General features: G+C 74.5%; 17 protein-coding genes, 2 tRNA genes and 1 pseudogene. 8 read left to right on the top strand and 12 right to left on the bottom strand.

Going from position 1 to position 20,520, the window contains the following annotated elements; genetic code table 11:
• Positions 1-232: 232 nt before the first annotated feature.
• Positions 233-517 (bottom strand): hypothetical protein, encoded by a 285-nt coding sequence (locus UO65_RS04410; RefSeq protein WP_052020689.1) that lies wholly within the window; start codon positions 515-517, stop codon positions 233-235.
• Positions 518-579: 62 nt separating this feature from the next.
• Positions 580-1,194, bottom strand: coding sequence for a TetR/AcrR family transcriptional regulator (locus tag UO65_RS04405; RefSeq protein WP_035278953.1), 615 nt, complete (start codon positions 1,192-1,194; stop codon positions 580-582).
• Between the two features lie 90 nt (positions 1,195-1,284).
• On the opposite strand from UO65_RS04405, the gene UO65_RS04400 reads away from it, so the two are divergent.
• Positions 1,285-2,784 (top strand): flavin-containing monooxygenase, encoded by a 1,500-nt coding sequence (locus UO65_RS04400; protein ID WP_035278952.1) that lies wholly within the window; start codon positions 1,285-1,287, stop codon positions 2,782-2,784.
• Positions 2,785-2,833: 49 nt separating this feature from the next.
• Here UO65_RS04400 and UO65_RS04395 read toward each other — a convergent pair whose 3' ends face one another.
• The 3 genes from UO65_RS04395 to UO65_RS38540 form a co-directional block, all read right to left on the bottom strand.
• Positions 2,834-3,319, bottom strand: a complete 486-nt coding sequence (locus UO65_RS04395) for a helix-turn-helix domain-containing protein (protein WP_035278950.1) — start codon at positions 3,317-3,319, stop codon at positions 2,834-2,836.
• A gap of 108 nt (positions 3,320-3,427) precedes the next feature.
• Positions 3,428-5,326: an LCP family protein gene (locus UO65_RS04390; RefSeq protein ID WP_052020687.1), complete on the bottom strand. Its 1,899-nt coding sequence runs from the start codon at positions 5,324-5,326 to the stop codon at positions 3,428-3,430.
• Positions 5,327-5,440: 114 nt separating this feature from the next.
• On the bottom strand, positions 5,441-7,633 hold the full coding sequence (locus tag UO65_RS38540) for a phospholipase A2 (RefSeq protein ID WP_052020684.1): 2,193 nt from the start codon (positions 7,631-7,633) through the stop codon (positions 5,441-5,443).
• Between the two features lie 388 nt (positions 7,634-8,021).
• On the opposite strand from UO65_RS38540, the gene UO65_RS04380 reads away from it, so the two are divergent.
• The 5 genes from UO65_RS04380 to UO65_RS04360 all read left to right on the top strand — a co-directional run bounded on the left by UO65_RS04380 (position 8,022) and on the right by UO65_RS04360 (position 15,631).
• Entirely contained in the window at positions 8,022-11,507 is a 3,486-nt protein-coding gene (locus UO65_RS04380) for a tetratricopeptide repeat protein (protein ID WP_052020681.1), read from the top strand.
• Positions 11,508-11,757: 250 nt separating this feature from the next.
• Positions 11,758-12,669, top strand: a complete 912-nt coding sequence (locus UO65_RS04375; RefSeq protein ID WP_052020679.1) for an SDR family NAD(P)-dependent oxidoreductase — start codon at positions 11,758-11,760, stop codon at positions 12,667-12,669.
• A gap of 248 nt (positions 12,670-12,917) precedes the next feature.
• On the top strand, positions 12,918-14,156 hold the full coding sequence (locus tag UO65_RS04370) for a GGDEF domain-containing protein (RefSeq protein ID WP_084175300.1): 1,239 nt from the start codon (positions 12,918-12,920) through the stop codon (positions 14,154-14,156).
• A 111-nt stretch (positions 14,157-14,267) separates the two neighbouring features.
• Positions 14,268-15,416 carry an inorganic phosphate transporter gene (locus tag UO65_RS04365; protein WP_035278948.1) on the top strand — a complete coding sequence of 383 codons (1,149 nt, stop codon included), beginning with the start codon at positions 14,268-14,270 and terminating at the stop codon, positions 15,414-15,416.
• Entirely contained in the window at positions 15,413-15,631 is a 219-nt protein-coding gene (locus tag UO65_RS04360; protein ID WP_035278945.1) for a hypothetical protein, read from the top strand. The genes UO65_RS04365 and UO65_RS04360 overlap by 4 nt, the downstream gene beginning before the upstream one ends.
• Here the strand turns inward: UO65_RS04360 and UO65_RS38535 are convergent.
• The 3 genes and pseudogenes from UO65_RS38535 to UO65_RS04350 form a co-directional block, all read right to left on the bottom strand.
• Complete coding sequence (locus tag UO65_RS38535) at positions 15,615-16,019, bottom strand: DUF4184 family protein (protein WP_052020677.1); 405 nt, start codon at positions 16,017-16,019, stop codon at positions 15,615-15,617. The two genes, UO65_RS04360 and UO65_RS38535, sit on opposite strands and share 17 nt — an antisense overlap.
• A 113-nt stretch (positions 16,020-16,132) precedes the next feature.
• Positions 16,133-16,246, bottom strand: a pseudogene (locus UO65_RS38910) (DUF4184 family protein); the annotation flags it as partial.
• A gap of 80 nt (positions 16,247-16,326) precedes the next feature.
• A complete protein-coding gene (locus tag UO65_RS04350; RefSeq protein ID WP_035278943.1) occupies positions 16,327-16,524 on the bottom strand; it encodes a hypothetical protein in 198 nt (65 codons plus the stop codon).
• 322 nt (positions 16,525-16,846) lie between these two features.
• On the opposite strand from UO65_RS04350, the gene UO65_RS04345 reads away from it, so the two are divergent.
• Entirely contained in the window at positions 16,847-17,941 is a 1,095-nt protein-coding gene (locus tag UO65_RS04345; protein ID WP_152551976.1) for a glycoside hydrolase family 3 N-terminal domain-containing protein, read from the top strand.
• Positions 17,942-18,009: 68 nt separating this feature from the next.
• On the opposite strand, the gene UO65_RS04340 is transcribed toward UO65_RS04345, so the two are convergent.
• Positions 18,010-18,085 (bottom strand) — tRNA-Lys (locus UO65_RS04340).
• A gap of 168 nt (positions 18,086-18,253) precedes the next feature.
• On the opposite strand from UO65_RS04340, the gene UO65_RS04335 reads away from it, so the two are divergent.
• On the top strand, positions 18,254-19,453 hold the full coding sequence (locus UO65_RS04335) for a L,D-transpeptidase (RefSeq protein ID WP_084175298.1): 1,200 nt from the start codon (positions 18,254-18,256) through the stop codon (positions 19,451-19,453).
• A gap of 6 nt (positions 19,454-19,459) precedes the next feature.
• Here the strand turns inward: UO65_RS04335 and UO65_RS04330 are convergent, their stop codons facing one another.
• From UO65_RS04330 to orn, 3 genes are all read right to left on the bottom strand, one after another.
• Positions 19,460-19,675, bottom strand: a complete 216-nt coding sequence (locus tag UO65_RS04330) for an RNA-binding S4 domain-containing protein (protein WP_084175297.1) — start codon at positions 19,673-19,675, stop codon at positions 19,460-19,462.
• A 63-nt stretch (positions 19,676-19,738) separates the two neighbouring features.
• Positions 19,739-19,811 (bottom strand) — tRNA-His (locus UO65_RS04325).
• A 67-nt stretch (positions 19,812-19,878) separates the two neighbouring features.
• Complete coding sequence (gene orn / locus UO65_RS04320; protein WP_035278940.1) at positions 19,879-20,484, bottom strand: oligoribonuclease; 606 nt, start codon at positions 20,482-20,484, stop codon at positions 19,879-19,881.
• Positions 20,485-20,520: the final 36 nt, after the last annotated feature.

Genomic DNA, 20,520 nt, shown 5'->3' with positions numbered 1-20,520 from the left:
CCACCCAAGCACATCCACCCACCCGGGCATTCCGGCGCCGGGCCGGCGGTTTGTTGGGTGGCTGGCTTTCGCTGCGCCGGTGAGGTTGCGGGTGGCCAGCCGCCAGACCGGCGGTTGGCGGGGGATGGTCGCCTGCTGCGCTCGGTGGGTTCGGTGTGGTTGCCCGCCCGCCTGTGGGGTTCGGGGTGTTCTGGTGGCCTGCCTGCTCGGGACTGGTGCCGGTGGTGTCGGCTCAGGCGGTTGTCGCCTCGTCGGTGGCGGGGGGTGGGCCTGGGGGTGGGGTGGCCAGGCGGGCGGTCAGGTAGGCCGTGGTGAAGCCCAGGGCGTCGCCGTCCAGGGTGTGGACGACGGTGCGGGGTTGGTCGCCGGGGGCGATGCGCTCGGCGAGTTGGTCGGCCTGGTCGCGGGCCGCGATGAGGCCGGGGGCGGTCGCGGTGAGGACCTCGTCCCCGCCCGTGACCTCGACCTTCCAGTCGTCGCCGTCGCGGGTGTAGTTCGCCAGGATCGGCTCGAACATCCTTGGCCCTCCTGTTCTGCTCACCGACCAGCGTAGGCCCGGTGTCGGCGCGGTGCCGGAATTCAGTTCTCGACCATGCTGGACAGCCCGGTCCACAGTGCCCGCATCAGGTGGTCGGCGGCCTGCTCGGCGGTGACCTCGTCCTGGTTGACGTACCACAGCGACAGGCGCTCGCAGGCGCCGACGACGATCTGGGCGGCCGCCTCCAGGTCCTGGTGGGGGGCGTCGGGCAGGAAGGCCTTGAACAGGGCGAGGTCGATCTCCACCTGCTCCTGGCGGCCCGCCTCGATCTCCGCGGCGGCGGCCGGTCCGGCCACGGCGGCCTCGCTGCGCAGCATGAGCGACCAGGCGCGGCGGTGGGTGTCGGTGAACTCGAAGAAGGCGACCAGGCCGCGGCGCAGGGCCTCCTCCGCGCTGGTGGACCCCACGACCGACTCGGTGGTGGCCTTGGCCAGCTCGGTGCGGGCCTGGCGGATGCAGGCGACGAGCAGGCCCTCCTTGGAGCCGAAGTACTCGTAGATCATCGGCTTGGAGACCCCGCACAGCTCGGCGATGTCGTCCATGGAGGCGGCCAGGTAGCCCCGGTCGGCGAAGATCTCCTCGGCGACGGCCATCATCTGCCGCTCGCGCTCGGCGCGGGGCATTCGTCGCTTGCGCTCAACCTTGCCACCGGTCATTGTCACGGGATTGACTCTACCGCAAGTAACCTACTCAGAGTAAGCTTGACTCCGGGTAACAGGTACATACTAGTCACGGAGGCGCGGCCCATGGGCAAACTCATCCACACCGGTGTGGTGATCGTCGGCACCGGGTTCTCCGGCATGGGCATGGCCATCCAGCTCCGCAAGGAGGGCCGCGAGGACTTCGTCGTGCTGGAGAAGGCCGACGACTTCGGCGGCACCTGGCGCGACAACAGCTACCCGGGCTGCGCCTGCGACATCCAGTCGCACATGTACTCGTTCTCCTTCGAGCCCAAGGCCGACTGGTCGCGCGCGTTCGCCCCGCAGGCGGAGATCTACCAGTACATGCGCGACGTGGCCGCCAAGTGGGACCTCGCCCGCAACACCACCTTCGGCGTCGAGGTCGCGGGCGGGCGCTGGGACGAGGAGGAGAACCGCTGGTACATCGCCACCACCGGCGGTGACACCTACGTCGCGCAGTACGTCGTCGCGGGCATTGGTGCGCTGCACCTGCCGCAGGTCCCGCACCTCAACGGCATCGAGAACTTCGAGGGCACCGCCTTCCACTCCGCGCGCTGGGACCACGACTACGACCTCACCGGCAAGAAGGTCGCCGTGATCGGCACCGGTGCCAGCGCGGTGCAGTTCATGCCGCGCATCGCCAAGCAGGTCGCCGAGCTGACCCTGTTCCAGCGCACTCCGCCGTGGGTCATGCCCAAGCCCGACCACGCCATGCCCGGCTGGGCCAAGACGGCGCTGGCGAAGGTCCCCGGCGCCCACCGCGGCTACCGCAACTTCCTGTACTGGCTCAACGAGGCCCGCGCGATCGGCTTCAACGGCCACCAGGGGATGCTCAAGGCGGCGTCCAGGCTGGCCGCGTGGAACATCAAGCGGTCCGTGCGGGACCCGGAGCTGGTCGCCAAGCTCACCCCGGACTACGTCATGGGCTGCAAGCGCGTCCTGATCTCCAACGACTACTACCCGGCCTTCCGCCGCGACAACGTCTCCCTCGACACCTCCGGCGTCGCCGAGGTCAAGGCGAGGAGCATCGTCACCAACGACGGCCGCGAGATCGAGGTCGACGCCATCATCTACGGCACCGGCTTCCAGGTCATCGACTCCATGGAGCACCTCGACATCACCGGCCGCGACGGTGTCGAGCTGGGCAAGATGTGGGCCGAGGCGGGCATCACCACCTACAACGGCATCAACGTCGCCGGTTTCCCGAACCTGTTCTTCCTGCTCGGCCCGAACACCGGCCTGGGCCACAACTCGGTCGTGTTCATGATCGAGTCGCAGCTCAACCACATCCGCGAGGCGATGAAGCTCGCCGAGCGGCACAACGTCGAGGCCATCGACGTCCGCCCGGCGGCGCAGGAGAAGTTCAACGTCGAGATCCAGCGCAAGCTCCGCGAGGGCGTCTGGACCCAGGGCGGCTGCAAGAGCTGGTACCTCGACGCCCAGGGCGTCAACCGCACCCTGTGGCCCGGGTTCACCTGGCGCTACTGGCTCAAGACCCGCAAGGTCGACGCGGCCGACTTCGAGCTGATCACCCGCAGCCGGACCCCGCAGCTCACCGCGAGCTGAGCCCCCGACGCTGAACCCCGCACGGCTGAGCCCCACCCGGCGGCGGGGTTCAGCCGTGCGGGGGTTCCGGCGCGTCCGACAGGTCGCGCAGCCGCGCGAGCAGGTCCGGCGCCGGGAGCCCGCACAGCTCCGCCATCCGCGCCACCGCGTCCACGTCCAGGTGCACCGGCACCGGCCGCGCCCCGTCGCGCCCGCCGAGCCGCTCGACCGCCCAGCGGCGCAGCGGGGCCAGCTCCGGCGACCGCTCCCGGGCGACCCGGCGCAGGTCGAGGCGGACCCCGCCCGCCGGGTCGTCGGGGACCACGCGGGCCTGCACCCGGGCCAGCAGCCGGTGCGGCGGTTCGCCCAGGGCCAGGCAGATCTCCACGAACCGCAGCACCGAGCACCGCCGGGTGCCCAGCTCGTAGGTCGCCAGGGTCTGCAACGAGATGCCGCTGGGCAGCCGGGCGTTGAGCTCCTTGCGGGTCCAGCCCCGGCTCTTGCGCAGCTTCCGGATCTCGTCCCCCAGCACCCGCTGGTACGCCGCTCCATCCATGCGCCGCGCACGCCCCTCTCCAGCCGGGTTCCACTGGAGAGAAGGCGAGGTCACCGCACCCTGACGCGACTCACCCGAAGTTGCGCCGAACGGGTGAGCCGGGCGGGGTCAGTTGATGCAGGGCACCGCGGGCTGGAGCGCGGCGCGCGCCGGGGCGCCCAGGTCGAGCGCGGGCGCGCCGCCGAACCCGTCGGCGGTGGTGTAGTCCTTGCCGAGGATCACCGAGACCTTGCCCTTGCCCAGGTCGGAGTCCTGCTCGACGGTGTAGTCGCCGCCGAGGGCGTCGGCGACCATCGTGCCGAGGTCCTGCTGGCCCGTGGCGTAGCGGATCACGGTCTTGGCGCGGGCCGCGGCGTTGCCGGTGCTGCCCTCGGTGAACCCCTTGCCGGTCAGCGTCTTCACCACGTCCGCGGCCAGGCCGGTCCTGCCGGAGCCGTTGAGGACGTTGACGGTCGGCTTGGACTCCGCCTCGGTCGACCCCGGTTCCGTGGTGCCGCCCGCGGGGGCGCTGCTCGGGCCCGCGCTGCTGGTCGGCGCGTCCGGGGTGAGCAGGTGCCGGACGAAGGCGCGCACGTCGTCCGGGTCGATCTCGATCGCCGAGCCGTCGTTGGGCGTCTGCAGGTCGATGGTGCCGTGCGGGATGGTCTCGAAGGCGACCTTGCCGCCGGTGATGCCGGTCATCTGCTGGGCGAACTGCATGATGTTCCAGTCCTCGTCCAGCACGACCGACTTGGAGATCGCCTCCTGCAGCTTGGGCAGGGTCTCCGAGCCGGGGGCGATGACGTCCTGGGAGAACACCTTCTTCGCCATGGCCCCCATGAACGTCTGCTGGCGGACGATCCGGTCCAGGTCGCCGTTGGGCAGGCCGTGCCGCTGCCGGACGAACGCCAGCGCGGGCACCCCGGAGATGGTCTGCACCCCGGCGGGGAAGTCCGCCCCGGAGAACTTGTCCTTGGTCGCCTTGTTCAGGCAGACCTCGACGCCACCGATGGCCTGGGTGATGTCGGCGAAGCCGAAGAGGTTGATCTCGGCGTAGTGGTCGACGGTGGCGCCGGTGAGCTTGTTGACCGTGGCGATCACGCTCTTGGCGCCCTCCAGGTTCGACCGCACCTCCAGGTCCCGGCCGCCGACGCCGTCCTCCTTCAACCCCGCGTACGCCTGCAGCTTCGCCCGGCCGTAGGCGGAGTTGATCTTGTGCTTGCCGTGGCCGGGGATGTCCACGTAGGAGTCGCGCGGGATCGAGATGCCGGTGGCCTTGCCGCCGTCGTTGGGAATCCGGATCAGGATCAGCGTGTCGGTGTTGACCTCGCCGTCGGCCACGCCCGCGTGCAGCTCCGCGAGCCGCTCCTTCGACAGCGGGTTGCCCTGCGGGTCGGTTCGGCTGTCCATGCCGACCATCAGGATGTCGATCGCGCCGTCGGCCGGCTTCTCCACCGAGGCGCCGTCGATCACGTTCGCCCGGGTCAGGTCGTCGGAGAAGTCGTCGGTGACCTTCCAGTAGTAGCCGAGGGTGACCACCATCGCCGCCGACAGCAGCGTCACCAGGGATTTGCCCGCGACGTACCGGGGGCGCCGGTCGGCGACCGGGGCGGCGGCGGGTCGGGCGCGCGGGGCGATCTTCTCGGTGGGCGCCGCGGCGTTGGCGCGGGCGGCCGTGGGGCGGGCTGCGCGCTCGGGCGTCCGGCCGCGCGCCGCGGCGCCGCGGCGCTCCCGGGGTTCGCGGGCGGGCTCGGCGGCGCGACCGCGGCGGTCCGGCGGGGGCTGGCGGCGGTCGGCGGGCTCGCCCGGCTGGCGGCCCCGGTCCCCGGGCTGGCGGGTGCGGTCGGCGGACTGGCGCACGCGGTCGGCCGGGCGCCCCGACCGGGCGGCGCCGGGCTCGGCGCCTCTCCCGCGGTCGGCACGTGCCTGGGCGGACCGCTCCCGGCCCGCGGCGCTGCCTGACCCAGGCGGCCGGTACTCCACGCCCTGCTCCTCCCCGTCGGCGGCGCGCGGCACGCCGTCGCGCACGTCGTGTCGAAAGCGGCGGCCGTTCTGCCCCGTCTTCGGAACAGACGCGAACAGGGCCGCCCAGGTTGTCCGTACTGTGACATACGATTCCGGGGAGCTTGCCACGGCACGGGCTCAGCCGGGCACCCCGGAACCCCCGTTCACCCGTGCCGGTCGCCGCGACACCGGCTCCGAGCTGCCCGGACGCCCCGGTCCGCGCCGCGGCCACGCGGTGGCCACGGCCGCCAGCAGCGCCACGCCGATGGTGATCGAGTGCACAACGTCGCCGGTGTCGCTGACCGTGGTGACCATCGGCGGCACGCAGGCCACCGCCGCCAGCAGCCACGGCCACGGCGTCGCGCCGGTGCCCACCCGCACCGAGTGCAGCAGGTACCAGCCCAGCAGCAGGTGGATCACCCCCGCCATCGGGTCCATCGGCATCCCCAGCACCACCGCGCCGTGCCCGGTGCCGGTCAGCCCGGTCACCGCGAACCCGACGATGCCCAGCGCGCCGTAGGCGGTGCCCAGCGTCGCGGCCACCACCTCCCAGCGGCTGCCCGGGCGCGGGTGCTCCGCCACCGGCTCCGGGGTGTGCCGGTGCCGCTCGAACAGCAGGAACGCCAGCGCCGTCGGCACCGCCAGCAGCCCGATCGCGGCCAGCGTGCGCGGGGAGGGCACCCACCCGGCGGCCCGGGTCCAGCGCAGCGCGCCGACCACCCCGGCCAGCAGCAGCAGCGCGCACAGGTACACCAGGTAGACCGTCATCGGCGCCGACCGGGCGAAGCGCACCGCCCGCACCGCCGCCCCGCGCGCCACCGCCCGCACCCCGGCCGGGCCCGGCGCCACCACCAGGCACACCTGGGCCAGCCCGAGCAGCAGCACCGCGGGCGCCGACGGCACGAAGCTGGCCGTCTCGGCGGGTTCGGCGATCAGCCCGGGGGAGGAGCCGAAGACCGTGGTCAGCAGCACCAGCCCGAGCAGCGCGCCCGCGGCGACCACCGCGGGCACCCGCCTGCGCGGCCGCCACAGCGTGCCGTCGGCGTAGAGGAACGAAAGCTGCCCGAAGAACAGCGCCAGCACGATCCCGCCGAGGTGCGCGGCGACCGAGCCGGACCCGGCGACCGCGAGCCCGACCACGCCCGCGGCCAGGGCGGCCGGGGTGAGCAGCGGCGCCCGCTCGTGCGCCCACTGCGCGACCGGGGCCGCGCCGACCACCAGCAGGTACAGCCCGAGCAGCCACAGCGGCTGCGCGACGAGCCTGCCGAAGGCGGCCACCACCGCGTCCGGGGCGTCGAGCAGGTCCAGCGACAGCGGCACCACCAACCACGCGGTGACGAACGCCAGCACCGGCCGGATCAGCCAGGACACCCGCCGCGCCAGGTACCCGCCGTAGCCGGTGCCCGCCGCCCGCGCCGCGCGCCAGGCCAGCAGGTTGGAGTTGCCGCCCGCGAAGAAGAACAGCGGCACCAGTTGCAGCAGCCAGGTCACCGGCCACAGGTCGGCCACCGGCACCGACAGCAGCGGGCCGAACGCCAGCACCGACTCCGCCAGCACGATCCCGCCCAGGCTCAGCAGCCGCACCAGGCCCAGGTAGGCGGCCCGGTCGCCCTCGGCCTCGGTCAACCGGTGCGCGTCCTCGCGCGGCACCCGGCGCCTGGCGAACGCGGGCACCCGCACCGCCAGCAGCACGACCACCACCAGCGCCGCCATCGCCCACCCGCCCATCGGCTCGCTCACCGGCGGACCCCAGCGCTGGTGCCAGGAGTTGGCCACCAGGCCCGCCGAGTACAGCGAGGCGACCACCCGGCAGGTGCCGCCGGAGCCGCGCGGGTTCAGCTCGCACTGCCGGTGCATGTCCGCCGACAGCCGCGCGTCGAGGTCGCGGCGCGCGTCCGGGGGCAGCGGCTGCCCCTTCGCCGCGGCGTAGCGCAGCAGGTCGTAGCCCAGGTCGTGGGCCTTGCAGCCGACCGAGAAGTCCCACCGGGTGTCGTCGTCGCCCCACGGGGTCGAGCAGCCGCCGTCGACGTGCACCGACCGGGTGGTGCCGTCGGGGGCGGGGAGCCGGTCGGGCACCACGCCCACCTCGGCGGTGAAGTCGGCGGGCAGTTCGGCCAGCGGGTCGCGGCCGGAACTGGGGTGCAGCAGGGCGTCCACCGCGGTCGCCGCGCGGGCCACGTCGCCGGTGGGCGGGTGCTCCGCCGGGGCCGGGGAGCGGGAGGCGACCACCGCGAACCCGGCGGCGGCCAGCACGACCAGCACCAGCCAGCCCAGCCGGGACCGGACCCGGCGCCCAGCCGGATCGCGCTCGGGCGGCGCGCCGCCGCTCATCGCCGGATGGTCATGTGTCGAGTGCCGCCCCCACCTCCGGGAGGCTACCGGTGGCCGGTTCCCGACTCCTGCCGAGTTCGCCCCCGCGCGGACCGCGGGCGGCGACCCCCGACGGGAACCCCACGGCCCGCGTGGCGCGGCGCACCCCCAGAACGCCGCGCCACGAAACGGGTCCGCCCACGCGCGCGAAAGCGCGGACCGGACCCGACGACACACGCTAGTGTTCGCACTTGGCAACGGATCTGTACTGCCGCGACGACCGGGGCCGGTTTGTGATCATGGCCTCCACCTGGGACGACAACGTTTTTTGGTGCGCTACCTTCGGTGCGGGCGGCAACTTCGGCCGCCGGTGGCGGCAAGAGGCCCCCGCGCAGGCGGAAAGGACGCGATGGACCCCGGTGCCCCCGGCTCGTTCGGCGCGGCGGTGCGCGCGCACCGGCTGCGCGCCGGGCTGACCCAGGGCGAGCTGGCCGCCCGGTCCGGGCTCAGCGTGCGCGCCCTGCGCTACATCGAGCGCGGCGGCGTCGGCAGGCCGAGGGTGGAATCGGTGCGCAGGCTCGCCGCCGCCGTCGGGGTCGCCCCGGACGCCCTCGACACCCACGCCGACGCGGCCCCGCCGCTGCGGCTGGGGGTGCTCGGCGCGTTCAGCGTCGCCCACGGCGGGCAGCAGTTGCGGCCGGGCGCGGTCAAGCAGCGGTCCCTGCTGGCCCTGCTGGCGCTCAACGCCAACCACCGGGTCTCGCACGAGGAGGTCGTCGACGTGCTCTGGGGCGAGGACCCGCCCGCGAGCTGCCTCGGCCTGGTCCACACCTACGTCTCCCGGCTGCGCCGCACCCTGGACCCCGGGGGCCGCTCGATCGCCTCGGTCCCCGGCGGCTACCGGCTCGGCGCCACCCCCGAGCAGCTCGACCTGCTGCGCTTCGAGGAGCTGGTCGCCCGCGCCCGCACCGCCGACGGCGCCACCGCCGCGCAACTGCACGCCGAGGCGCTGGCCTGCTGGCGCGGCCCGGTGCTGGCCGACCTGCCCGAGCGCCTGCGCGGGCACCCGACCGCGGTGGCGCTCGGGGTGTGCCGCAAGGCGACCGCGCTCACCTACGCCGACCTGGCGCTGCCGCTGGGCGAGCACGCGGGCGTGGTCGGCGCCCTGCGCGCGCTGGTCCCCGACGAGCCGCTGCACGAGGGCCTGCACGCCCGGCTGATGCTGGGCCTGGCGGGCACCGGCGAGCAGGCCGAGGCGCTGCGGGTGTTCACCGACCTGCGCGCCCGCCTCGACGAGGACCTCGGCGTCGAACCGGGCCGGGAGGTGCGGGAGGCGCACCTGCGGGTGCTGCGCGCCCAGCCGCCGCGGCCCGACCCGCGGACCCCGCCGGGGCCGCCGGTCCCGGCGCAGCTCCCCGCCGAGTCGCCGGGGTTCGTCGGCCGCGACACCCCGCTGGCCGACCTCGACGCCCTGCTCGGCCGGGTCGACACCGGGGTGGTCCCGGTCGTGGTGTCCGGCACCGCCGGGGTCGGCAAGACCGCGCTGGCGCTGCGCTGGGCGCACCGCGCCCGCGGCCGCTTCCCCGACGGGCAGCTCTGCGTCAACCTGCTCGGGTACGCCAAGGGCACCCCGCTGAGCACCCACCAGGTCCTCGTCCGGTTCCTGCACGCGCTGGGCGTGCCGCCGGAGCGGGTCCCGGTCGACACCGACGAGGCGGCGGGCCTGTACCGCACCCTGCTCACCGGCAGGCGGGTCCTGGTCGTGCTCGACAACGCCGCCACCGCAGAGCAGGTCCGCCCGCTGCTGCCCGGCTCGCCCGGCTGCCTGGTCCTGGTCACCAGCCGCGACCGGCTCACCGGCCTCACCGCCCAGGACGGCGCGCACCAGCTCCCGCTGGACGTGCTCGGCCCGGCCGAGGCGGTGCAGCTACTGGGGCGGATGGTCGGCTCGGCCCGGCTGCGCCGCGAGCCCGAGGCGACCGCCGAGATGGCCGGGGTGTGCGGGCACCTGCCGCTGGCGTTGCGCATCGCGGGCGCGAACCTGGCCGTGCGGCCGCTGGTGAGCATCGCCGACTACACCCGCGAGCTGCGCGACCGCGGCAGGCTCAGCGGGCTGGCGGTCACCGGCGACGACTCCGCCGCCGTGCGCGCCGCGTTCGACCTGTCCTACGCCAAGCTCACCCCGGGCGCGCGCAGGCTGTTCCGCCTGCTCGGGCTGGTGCCCGGCGCCGACCTGACCCCCGCCGCCGCGGCGGCCCTGGGCGGCCTGGCGGTGCCCGAGGCGGCGCGGCTGCTGCGGGTGCTGCACCACGGCAACCTGATCCGCGAGCAGAGCCGGGGCCGCTACGCCCTGCACGACCTGCTGCGCGACTACGCCAAGGACCGCGCCGAAGGCGACGCGGCAGGCAGCACTGAAGGCGGTGCGGGAGGCGGCACTGGAGGAGGTGCGGGCGCCGGGGAGCACACCGCCGCCCTCGTGGCGCTGTTCGACCACTACCTGCGCGAGGTCGAGACCCACAGCGCCGTGCTGTGGCGGGTCGGGCTGCCCCGCCCCGCGGGCGCCGAGGACACCGCCCTGGCCTGGCTCGACGCCGAACTGGGCAACCTGGTCGCCGCCGCCACCGAGGCCACCGGCCTGGGCCTGCCCCGGTACGCGTGGCGCTTCGCCGAGGCGCTGCGGGCCTTCTTCTTCAACCGCGGCCACGGCGCCGACGGGCTCGCCGTGGGCCGCGCCGCCCTGGCCGCCGCCCGCTCCTGCGCCGACGTCGACGCCGAGGCCTCCGTGCACGACCTGCTCGGGCTGGTCCACTGCAACCTCAGCGACTACGCCGCCGCCATCGAGCACCACGGGTGGGCGCTGGAGCTGAGCCAGGGCACCGGCAACCGGGTGGTCGAGGCGGGCGCCCTGCACAACCTGGGCCGCGCGCACTCCCAGCTCGGGCAGCCCGCGCAGGCCTCGGCGTTCTACGAGCGGTCGCTGGAGCTCAACCGGGCCATCGGCAACCGGTTCGGCGAGGCGGGCGCCCTGCACTACCTGGGGGTCGCCGCGCTGTCGCTGGGCAGGCCGGAGGAGGCCCTGGCCCGGCACACCGAGGCGCTGGAGCTGAGCACCCGGGTCGGGCACCGGCACGTGCAGGCCGCCGCCTGCCAGGGGCTGGGCCTGGCGCACTGGGCGATGGGCGACCTGCCCAGGGCCACCGAGCGCTACCGGCACGCGCTGTCGGTGTGCAGGCGCTACGGCTACCGCCACGGCGAGGTCAGCATGCTGGTCTGCCTGGCCGAGACCGGCTGCGACGCGGGCGACCACGCCGCGGCCGCGGCCCAGGTCCGGCACGCGATGGAGGCCAACCGGCAACTGGGGGAGCGGCGGCACGAGGTGAGCTGCCTGGACATCCTGGGCACCATCGCCCAGCGCACCGGCGAGTGGTCGGCCGCGGCGGACCACTACGCCAGGGCGCTGGACCTGGCCCGGGAGATCCGCTTCGGCTACGGCGAGGCCTCGGTGCTCACCGGCCTGTGCGCGCTGGCCCGCCGCACCGGCGACCCCCGCGCCGCCATCCACCACGGCTTCGGCGCCCTGGCCCTGATGCGCGACACCGGGATGCGGCTGCTGGAGGCCCGTGCCCTCACCGAGCTGGCGCACGCCCACCTCGACGCGGGCGAGCCGGACTCCGCGGGCGACCACGTCGAGCGCGGCCTGTCGGTGGCGGCGCGCTCCGGGCAGCGGCTGGCCGAGGCGCGGGCCAGGCACGTGCGCGCGCTGATCCGCCAGCACGGCGGCGACCGCCGGGGCGCGGTGGTCGACTGGCGGGCGGCGCTGCCGGTGTTCGAGGGCCTCGCGGTCCCCGAGGCCGACCACGTCCGGGCGCTGCTGGCCGCGTTCGCCGCCGACTGACCGGCTCCGCCCGCCCCCGGACCGGGTGCGGGCGGGCACCGCTCGGCGCAGAGCGGGCGACCAGTTCGTGGTTCCGCTGGGCCGAACGGCCGACCCCGCGTTCGGCGCACCGGCCGCGCCGCTCGGCGCGACCGGGCTGCTCCCGCGGTCGCGCTCACCGAGACTGACCCCGCAGGTGGCGGTCGCTCGACCGCCGCGGCCGCCGGGAGCCCCCGGCGCGGATTCGGGGCCTGCGAAGGGGAGCACGACGATGAGCACTCTGGACGGCGGCATTCTCGGCGGCAGCACTCTCGACGGCAAGGCGGTCGTGGTGACCGGGGCGGGCCGGGGACTGGGGGCGGCGTTCGCCGCGCACCTGGCCGGGGCGGGCGCCGCGGTCGTGGTCAACGACGTCGACCACGAGGCGGCCCGGCGGGTGGCCGCCGACATCCGCGCGGACGGCGGGGCGGTGGTGGCCAGCGGCCACTCGGTCGCCGACCCGGAGCAGGCCGAGGCGATCGTGGACCTGTGCGCCCGCGAGTTCGGCGCGGTCGACGGGCTGGTCAACAACGCGGGCCTCAACCACGAGGCCCTGCCCTGGGACGACGACCCGGCGCGGGTCCGCGCCCTGGTCGAGGTCAACGTCCTCGGCGTGCTCTACACCGGCATGGCCGCCATCCGCCGGATGCGCGCCGCGGGCCGCGGCGGGGCGATCGTCAACATCTCCTCCGGCGCCTCGCTGGGCCAGCGGACCCTGGGGGCGTACGCGGCGAGCAAGGGCGCGGTCTCCTCGCTGACCTACTCGTGGGCGCTCGACCTGGAGGAGTGCGGCATCCGGGTCAACGCGGTCTGCCCGCTCGCCTACACCAGGATGGTGTGGACCTCCGAGCGCGCCTCGCGGGTGACCGGTCCGGACAGCACACCGGACCTGGTCGCGCCGCTGGTCCACTTCCTGCTCGACGACCGCTCCGCGGGCATCACCGGGCAGGTGGTGCGCTGCACCGGCACGGAGCTGCACGTGGTGGGCAGGCCGCACTTCAAGGCCCCGATCCTGCGCCGCGACGAGTGGGACCTCGACAGCGTCGACCGGGCGTTCACCGAGGTGCTCGGCGGCCACCTGGAGCCCTACGGGCTGGAGCAGCGGCTGCCGCCCAGGCTGCGCAAGTGGCTCACGCCCGCCTGATCGAGTTGTTGAAGAGTAAATATCTTGCCGGTCGCGACGTATCCTTCCCCTGAGGACACCGTTCCGAGGGGAGAAGGGGGGCGGCGGCGTTGGTCCGGCACGCACGCGGGCCGCGGGGTCCGATCACCGGTCACGGCTGCGCATCGGCCCCACCTCCCGCGGGTCACCCACCGGGCCCGGCGCCCCAGGGGGTCGACGACCACACCCCGGCGGCGCCGGGGAGCCGGACCGCGGCTCCGGGCACCGGGGTGACCGGCGTCGAACCGCCGACCGGGTTGTGGTCGCTGCCGCGGCCCGCGATCGCCTACATCCTGCTGTTCGAACTCCTCACCGCGGCGGCGCTGGTGGCGGCGCTGCTCGCCGACCGGTCGGCGGCCGCGGCGGACTGGCGCCGCTTCGGCGCGCTGGTGCTCGCCGGGGCGGCGCACCTGTGGCTGTCCCGGCGCACCGAGGAGGCCCGCCGGGACAACCGCGGCGGCCCGCACGTCGACACCTCGGTCGTGTGGATTCTGCCCGCCGCGGTCCTGCTGCCCGCGTGGATGGCGGTGCTGTCGATGCTGCTGCTGCGCCTGCAGCTCTACCCGGTCGCCCGCCGCCCCCTCCACCGGTTCACCTTCGGCAGCGCGGGCACCCTGCTGCCCGCGCTGGCGGCGCTGTCTGTGGTCCGGGTGTCCGGCCTGGACGTGCTGCACCGCTTCTCCCCGGGCGGGTTCCTGGTCCTGCTGACCGCGGCGGCGGTCTACTTCGCACTCAACGCGGCCGCCATCGCGGGCGTGATCGCCCTGTCCACCCCCCACCCCACCCGCGCCCGGGTCACCGGTACCCGCCGCGACAACGCCATGGCCGCCCTCGCGGTCAACCTGGGCGTCCTCGTCGCCCTGGCGGTGGCGCACGCCTGGGTGGCGCCCCTGCTGGTCGTCCCCCTCCTCTGCGCCCTCGACTGGGGGGCGTTGCAGTTGGAGAACCTGCGCGGCGACTCCCGCACCGACGACAAGACGGACCTGCTGAACTCGCGGGGCTGGCACGAGCAGGTCGACCGCGAACTCGTCCGGGCCCGCCGCCGGGGCACCCCCGTGGCGGTGGCGGTCCTCGACCTGGACCACTTCAAGCAGGTGAACGACACGTGGGGCCACCCGGCGGGCGACGCGGTCCTGCGCGCGGTCGGCGCGGTCCTGCACGAGACCACCCGCCAGGGCGACGTCGTCGGCCGCTTCGGCGGCGAGGAGTTCGTCCTGCTCCTGCCCGACACCGACGCCGCCCAGGCCGTCCACGTGGCCGAACGCGTCCGCCGGGGGGTGGCCGCCATGCACGTCCCGGCCAAGGACAAGCGCGGCAACCCGGTCACCATCACCGCCCGCACGACCTCGATCGGCGTGGCGGCGGCCCCCGCCCCCACCGCCACCCTGGAAGCGCTGCTCCGCCAGGCCGACGCGGCGGTCTACGAAGCGAAGAGCACCGGCCGCAACCAGATCCGCGTCGCCCCCTGACCGGCCCGGCACACCGCCGCGCGGGCGGGTCGCGGTCATCGGACGTTAACGTAGGCGTCACCTGCTTTTCCGGTTTCCGAATGGAGCACCCTTCGGGGAGGGAGTCTCTCGGTGGACCTGACCGTGCTGGTCCCGCTCGTCGTCGTCACGGCCCTCGTCTTCGACTTCACCAACGGCTTCCACGACACCGCGAACGCCATGGCCACGTCCATCGCCACCGGGGCGCTGCGGCCGAAGGTGGCGGTGGCGCTGTCCGCGGTCCTCAACCTGGTGGGGGCGTTCCTGTCGGTCGAGGTGGCCAAGACGATCTCCGGGGGGTTGGTCGATGACGCCGCGATCACCCCCGAGGTGGTGTTCGGCGGCCTGATCGGCGCCATCGTGTGGAACCTGCTGACCTGGTACGTCGGCCTGCCGTCGAGTTCTTCGCACGCCCTGTTCGGCGGGTTGGTCGGGGCGACGTGGGTGGCGGCGGGCAGCGACGCGGTGCACTTCGCCAAGCTGGTGGAGAAGGTGCTGGTGCCCGCCGTGGCGGCGCCGGTGGTCGCCGGGGTCGCGGGCGGCATCGCCACCTACCTGGCCTTCCGGATCACCCGCCGGGCCACCGCGAGCCGCACGCCCAGGGGGTTCCGGATCGGGCAGATCGCCTCGGCCTCCCTGCTGTCGCTGGCGCACGGCACGAACGACGCGCAGAAGACCATGGGGATCATCACGCTGACGCTGATCAGCGCGGGCAGCCTGCCGACCGGCTCCGGACCGCCCACCTGGGTGATCGTCAGCGCCGGGCTCGCCATCGCCGCGGGCACCTACCTGGGCGGGTGGCGGATCATCCGCACCCTGGGCCGCGGCATCACCGACATCGGCGCCCCGCAGGGCTTCGCCGCGCAGACCAGCGCGACCGCGGTGATCCTGACCTCCTCGCACCTGGGGATCGCGCTGTCGACCACGCACGTCTGCTCCGGCGGCATCCTCGGCGCCGGGCTGGGCACCCCGCAGGCGGTGGTGCGGTGGGGCACGGCCGGGCGGATGGTGCTGGCCTGGCTGATCACCCTGCCCGCCGCCGGGGTCGCGGGCGCGCTCGCGGGCGCGGTCGCGGAGTCCGGGACGGTCGGCACGATCGCGGTCGCCGTGCTGGGGGCGGTGTTCGGCGGCGCGGTCTTCCTGCTGTCGCGCCGCAACGCGGTCAGCGCGCACAACGTCAACGACATCCCGGTGGAACCGGTCACCGAATCCGCCGCCCCCGTCGCGGGGGGCCACCGGTGAACTGGGGATCTCTCGGCGAGGTTGTCGTCGCCGCGCTGAGCACCGGGATCGGTGCCGTGGTGCTGTTCGCGCTGGGGGTGCGCGGCTGGTCCGACCACGCCGACGCCCGGCAGGCGGGTGGCGCCAGCGCGATGGGGCTGGGCCTGGCGGTGGTGAGCTTCGCGTTGTGCGTGGCCCTGGTCGGCGTCGGCATCTGGGTCATCGTGGCGAAGTGAGCCTGCGGCGGCGGACCACGCCGTGGGCGAGCAGCCCGAGGAAAGCCCCGGTCACCGGCAGCCACGGGCGGCGGGCAGGCGCGAAGCGGGCGGGCGCCGGCGTGGGCTCGGCGCCGCGCGGGTAGTGGGCGCACCACCAGGGCACGACGGCCGGCCCGACGACGCTGCTGCCCGGTTGCAGGAACTGGTGGACCGGCATGTCCGTCCACAGCGAACCGGCAGGCCACGGCAACCGCGTCACGGCGAACCCGTCGTGGTGGGTGAACGCGTCCCACACCAGGTGCGGCGCCTCGCCGACGAGGACCGACACCACCGGCAGCGGGCCCGGCCGCGGCGGCCGGGCGACCGCGACGACCCGCTCCCGGACCCACCGCGGCGCCTGCGACACCAGCGCGGGGGCGGCGAACCCGTGGACCAGCGCGAGCAGCGCCTGCGCCGGCGCAGGTCGACGACCACCGACCCGAGCGGGCTGTGCGTGAAGTCCCCGCCGAGCGGTCGCAGCGCCACGAAGTACGTCAGGTCCGGCGACAGGGACCCCACCACCAGCCCCGAGGCCACCAGCGGCGTCCTGGCCTGCGGCAGCACAGCGGCGGGGTGCGCGAGCGTGAACGGCATGCCCCCGACGGTCCCCGCGCGGTGTGGACCGCGCGCGCCCGACGGGTGAAGCCCTGGTGGAGATCGGGCCCGCGGCGGGGTCAGACCGGCGGCACGATGCCCGCGAAGTGCCCCACCGTCTCGCAGTGCGCGCACGGCCGCCCGTTGTCGACGGTCCGGGGGGTGCCCCCGATGATCGCCAGCTTCGGGTCGGCGATCATGCCGCCGCCACCGCAGTACTGGCACACCGTGTGCACCTCGGCCGGAACCTCCAGCTCCGACTCCTCGCCCTCGTTCATCCGCACTCCTCGCCTGGGGTTCCCGATCCTCGCACCCACCGCGCGCGCCGTCCGCACGGCCATCCCACCGCCACCCGATTTGCCCCGGTTCGCCCGCGTGGTGGTTGTCCACAGGGATGCCCGTTCGTCGGCGGGAAGTGTCGGTGCGGGCGAGGAGGATTGATTCGGGGGCTGCTCGGTTGGGCACCCCACCTCCGAGCGGGAGGGGACGGGCTTGCCGGTGCAGGGTGCGCGCGGGTCGACGTGCCGCGCGCGGGCGCGCCGAGTGGTGCGCGGGCGGCGTCGGGCGCGCGGGTTGCTGGCCGCCATCGGCGTCGGCGGCATGCTGGGCGCGTCCCTGCTGGTCCCCGACCAGGTGATCTCCGGCACACCGGTGGCGCGGAGCGACCGGAGCGGGCCGTCGCCCGCGAGCGGTGCGGTCCCCACCGACCCGTGCGCGGGGGTGATCGCGAGCCTGCCTCCCCGGCGGCAGCTCGCCCAGTTGCTGATCGTCGGCGTCGACCCGAAGGGCCCGGCCGCCGCGTTGGCGGCCGTCGGGCAGGAGCAGGTCGGGGGGATCTTCCTCGGCGGGAAGGCCACCGCGTTGCTGGTGGACGGGGGACTGGCCCCGGTGCGGGACGCGTCCGCGCTCCCGCTGACCGTGGCCGTCGACGACGAGGGCGGGCGGGTCCAGCGGGTCGACGCGCTCGACGGGGACCTGCCCAGCGCGCGGACGATGGCCGCGACCCTCTCCGAGCGGCGGGTGCGCGACCTCGCCCGCACCCGGGGGGACCGGCTGCGGGCGCGCGGTGTGACGCTGGACTTCGCCCCGGTGGTCGACGTGGGCGACCAGCCGGACGCGGCGGTGATCGGGGACCGGTCGTTCAGCCCGGACCCCGCCGTCGCCACCCGGTACGCCGGCGCCTTCGCCGCCGGGCTGCGGGACGCGGGCCTGCTGCCGGTGCTCAAGCACTTCCCCGGGCACGGCCGCGCCACCGGCGACTCCCACGTCACCGCCGTCACCACGCCGCCGCTGGAGCAGTTGCGCGCCGTCGACCTCGCCCCCTACCGCGACCTGCCCCGGGAAGGACGGGTCGCGGTGATGCTCGGCCACCTCACCGTCCCCGGCCTCACCGACGGCGTCCCCGCCTCGCTCTCACCCGCCGCCTACCGGTTGCTGCGCGGGGAACTGGGGTTCACCGGCCTCACGGTGACCGACGACCTGGGCTCCATGCGCGCCGTCTCCGACCGCTACGACCTGCCCGAGGCGGTCCTCGCCGCGCTCCGGGCCGGGGCCGACGTCCCGTTCTGGTCCTCCGGCGCCCGCCTGCCCCAGGTGCTCGACCGGCTCACGGCGGCGCTGGGCACCGGGGAACTCGACCCCGCGCGGGTGACCGAGGCGCTGGGCCGCGTGCTGCGCGCCAAGGCGGCCTGCTGAACCCGCTCGCGAAAGGACGGTGAAAAGCGGAAGACCCGTCCGGTGTGGACGGGTCTTCCGCTGTCTTGTGGTGCGCCGCCAGGGACTCGAACCCCGAACCCGCTGGTTAAGAGCCAGCTGCTCTGCCAGTTGAGCTAGCGGCGCTCGCCGGGAGGGTGTCTCTCCCGCTGACAGGGAAAAAGTTAGCACAGGCCCCCGGGAGGCCCAAAATCGGGGGGTACCCCTGTCTGTTTTCGGAGGTCCCCCACCCTTTCGGGTGATTGTCGGGCACACTGGTCACCCGGGTGACGGTCAAGCTTTTGGGGGTAGGACATGACGAGGGGTCGGTGGGCGCGGGCGGTGCTCGCCTGTGTCGGGGTGGTCGCGGTGGCGGCGTGCACCGCCGAGGGGTCGGCCACACCGGGTGGGACGCCGCCGGAGGCGGTGGCGGCCGGTGCGCGGTCCACCGCGCCGCCCGTTCCGCTGGCACTGGCGCTCGCCCCGGCCGACCAGGCCGCCGGGGTCGCGCCGGGCGCCCCGGTGACGGTCACGGCCGCGGGCGGGAAGATCACCGAGGCCGCGGTCACCGGTGCCGACGGCAAGGTCGTCGCGGGCGCGCTGTCGGCCGACGGCACGAGCTGGACGACCACCGAGGCGCTGGGCTACGGCAAGACCTACACCGCCACGGCCACCGCCGCCGACCCCGCGGGCAGGACGGCCACGTCGACCTCGACGTTCACCACCGTCAAGCCCGCCCGCCAGACCGCGCTGTCGATGAACCCGCTCGACGGGCAGGTCGTGGGCGTGGGCCAGCCGTTCGCGTTCTACTTCGACGCCGCCGTGGCCGACAAGGCCGCCGCCGAGAAGGCGATCACGGTCACCCCGACCCCCGCCGCCGAGGGGGCCTTCTACTGGTTCAGCGACAAAGAGGTGCACTGGCGGCCCAAGGAGTACCTGAAGGCGCACAGCACCGTCACGATCAACGCCGCCATCTACGGCAAGGACCTGGGCAACGGCGTCTACGGCCGCGCCGACCGCACCGCCACCGTCACGGTGGGCGACTCGGTGATCGCCGTCGCCGACGGGACCACCCACCAGATGACGGTGACCGTCAACGGGACCCCCGCCCGCACCATCCCGATCTCCCTGGGCAAGAAGGCCCACGAGACCCCGGTCGGCACCTACACGGTGATGAGCGAGCACACCGACTACACGATGGACTCCTCCACCTACGGCGTGCCCACGGACTCGGCGGCGGGCTACCGGACGGAGGTGGAGGTGGCGAGCCGCATGTCCAACAGCGGCATCTTCTTCCACTCCGCGCCGTGGTCGGTGCGCGACCAGGGGGTGCGCAACGTCAGCCACGGGTGCATCAACATGTCGACCGAGAACGCCGCCTGGTTGCAGAGCATCTCCAACAAGGGCGACGTGATCGTGGTGCAGAACTCCGGCGGCCCGGTGCTCGAAGCCTGGGACGGCCAGAGCGACTGGCAGATCCCGTGGGAGACGTGGAAGGCGGGCGGCAAGCGCTGACCGCGCTCAGGGGCGGGCGGTGACCCGGAAGGACTCGCCGCCCACCCCGACCACGTCGCCGGGGCGCACCTGCCTGCCCCGGCGGATCTCGACCTCGCCGTTCACCGTGACCTCGTCGCCGTCGATGAGGTCCTTGGCGTGCGCGCCGTCCTCGGCGGCGCCCGCCAGCTTGAGCAACTGACCCAGCCGGATCATGTCGTCCCGGATCTCGACCTCGCGCACCGCACGCCTCCCGTGGCAACCGAAAAGGCCGACCCCCGCGGAGCGGGGATCGGCCTTCGTACGGGTGAGTGACGGGACTTGAACCCGCGACTTCCTGGACCACAACCAGGTGCTCTACCAACTGAGCTACACCCACCACAGCGGCGCTTTTCAGCACCGTGCGCGCACAGCATAGCGTGCCCGTGCGCGGGCTTCATACCGGGTTAGGCATCCGCGGCGAGGACGGCTTCGGCGACCGCCTTGGCCTCCTCGGTGGAGGGGCCGGGCTGGGCGACGAAGGCGGTGCCGCGGTAGTAGCGCAGCTCGCGGATCGACTCCCGGATGTCGGCCAGCGCCCGGTGCGCCAGGCCCTTGTCCGGCTGCGCGTAGTAGATGCGCGGGTACCAGCGCCTGCACAGCTCCTTGATGGAGGACACGTCGACCATCCGGTAGTGCAGGTGCGCGTCGAGGGCGGGCATGTCGCGGGTGATGTAGCCGCGGTCGGTGGCGATGGAGTTGCCGCACAGCGGGGCCGTGCGGACCTCGGGGACCCACTCGCGGACGTAGTCGAGCACCTGCCGCTCGGCCTCGGCCAGGGTCAGCGTGGAGGCGCGGACCTCCTCGGTGAGCCCGGAGCGGGCGTGCATCTCCCGCACCACGTCGGGCATGCCCGCCAGGGTGTCGTCATCGGTGTGGATCACCAGGTCCACGCCGTCCCCGAGGACGTTCAGCTCGGAGTCGGTGACCAGGGCGGCGATCTCGATCAGGGCGTCCTTGCCCAGGTCGAGCCCTGTCATCTCGCAGTCGATCCATACCAGGCGGTCCGTCACGCGTGGCAGCTTAGCCGGGGCCGCCGCCGCGCCCGA

The organism is Actinokineospora spheciospongiae (assembly GCF_000564855.1).
Taxonomy (GTDB): Bacteria; Actinomycetota; Actinomycetes; order Mycobacteriales; family Pseudonocardiaceae; genus Actinokineospora; species Actinokineospora spheciospongiae.
This window is presented reverse-complemented; position numbering and strand designations above follow the sequence as displayed.

Excerpts from the sequence above, each read along its gene's own strand:
- UO65_RS04410 (WP_052020689.1), bottom strand. The coding sequence starts at position 517 with ATGTTCGAGCCGATCCTGGCGAACTACACCCGCGACGGCGACGACTGG.
- UO65_RS04405 (WP_035278953.1), bottom strand. The coding sequence starts at position 1,194 with ATGACCGGTGGCAAGGTTGAGCGCAAGCGACGAATGCCCCGCGCCGAG.
- UO65_RS04400 (WP_035278952.1), top strand. The coding sequence starts at position 1,285 with ATGGGCAAACTCATCCACACCGGTGTGGTGATCGTCGGCACCGGGTTC.
- UO65_RS04395 (WP_035278950.1), bottom strand. The coding sequence starts at position 3,319 with ATGGATGGAGCGGCGTACCAGCGGGTGCTGGGGGACGAGATCCGGAAG.
- UO65_RS38540 (WP_052020684.1), bottom strand. The coding sequence starts at position 7,633 with ATGAGCGGCGGCGCGCCGCCCGAGCGCGATCCGGCTGGGCGCCGGGTC.
- UO65_RS04380 (WP_052020681.1), top strand. The coding sequence starts at position 8,022 with ATGGACCCCGGTGCCCCCGGCTCGTTCGGCGCGGCGGTGCGCGCGCAC.
- UO65_RS04375 (WP_052020679.1), top strand. The coding sequence starts at position 11,758 with ATGAGCACTCTGGACGGCGGCATTCTCGGCGGCAGCACTCTCGACGGC.
- UO65_RS04350 (WP_035278943.1), bottom strand. The coding sequence starts at position 16,524 with ATGAACGAGGGCGAGGAGTCGGAGCTGGAGGTTCCGGCCGAGGTGCAC.
- UO65_RS04345 (WP_152551976.1), top strand. The coding sequence starts at position 16,847 with ATGCTGGGCGCGTCCCTGCTGGTCCCCGACCAGGTGATCTCCGGCACA.
- UO65_RS04335 (WP_084175298.1), top strand. The coding sequence starts at position 18,254 with ATGACGAGGGGTCGGTGGGCGCGGGCGGTGCTCGCCTGTGTCGGGGTG.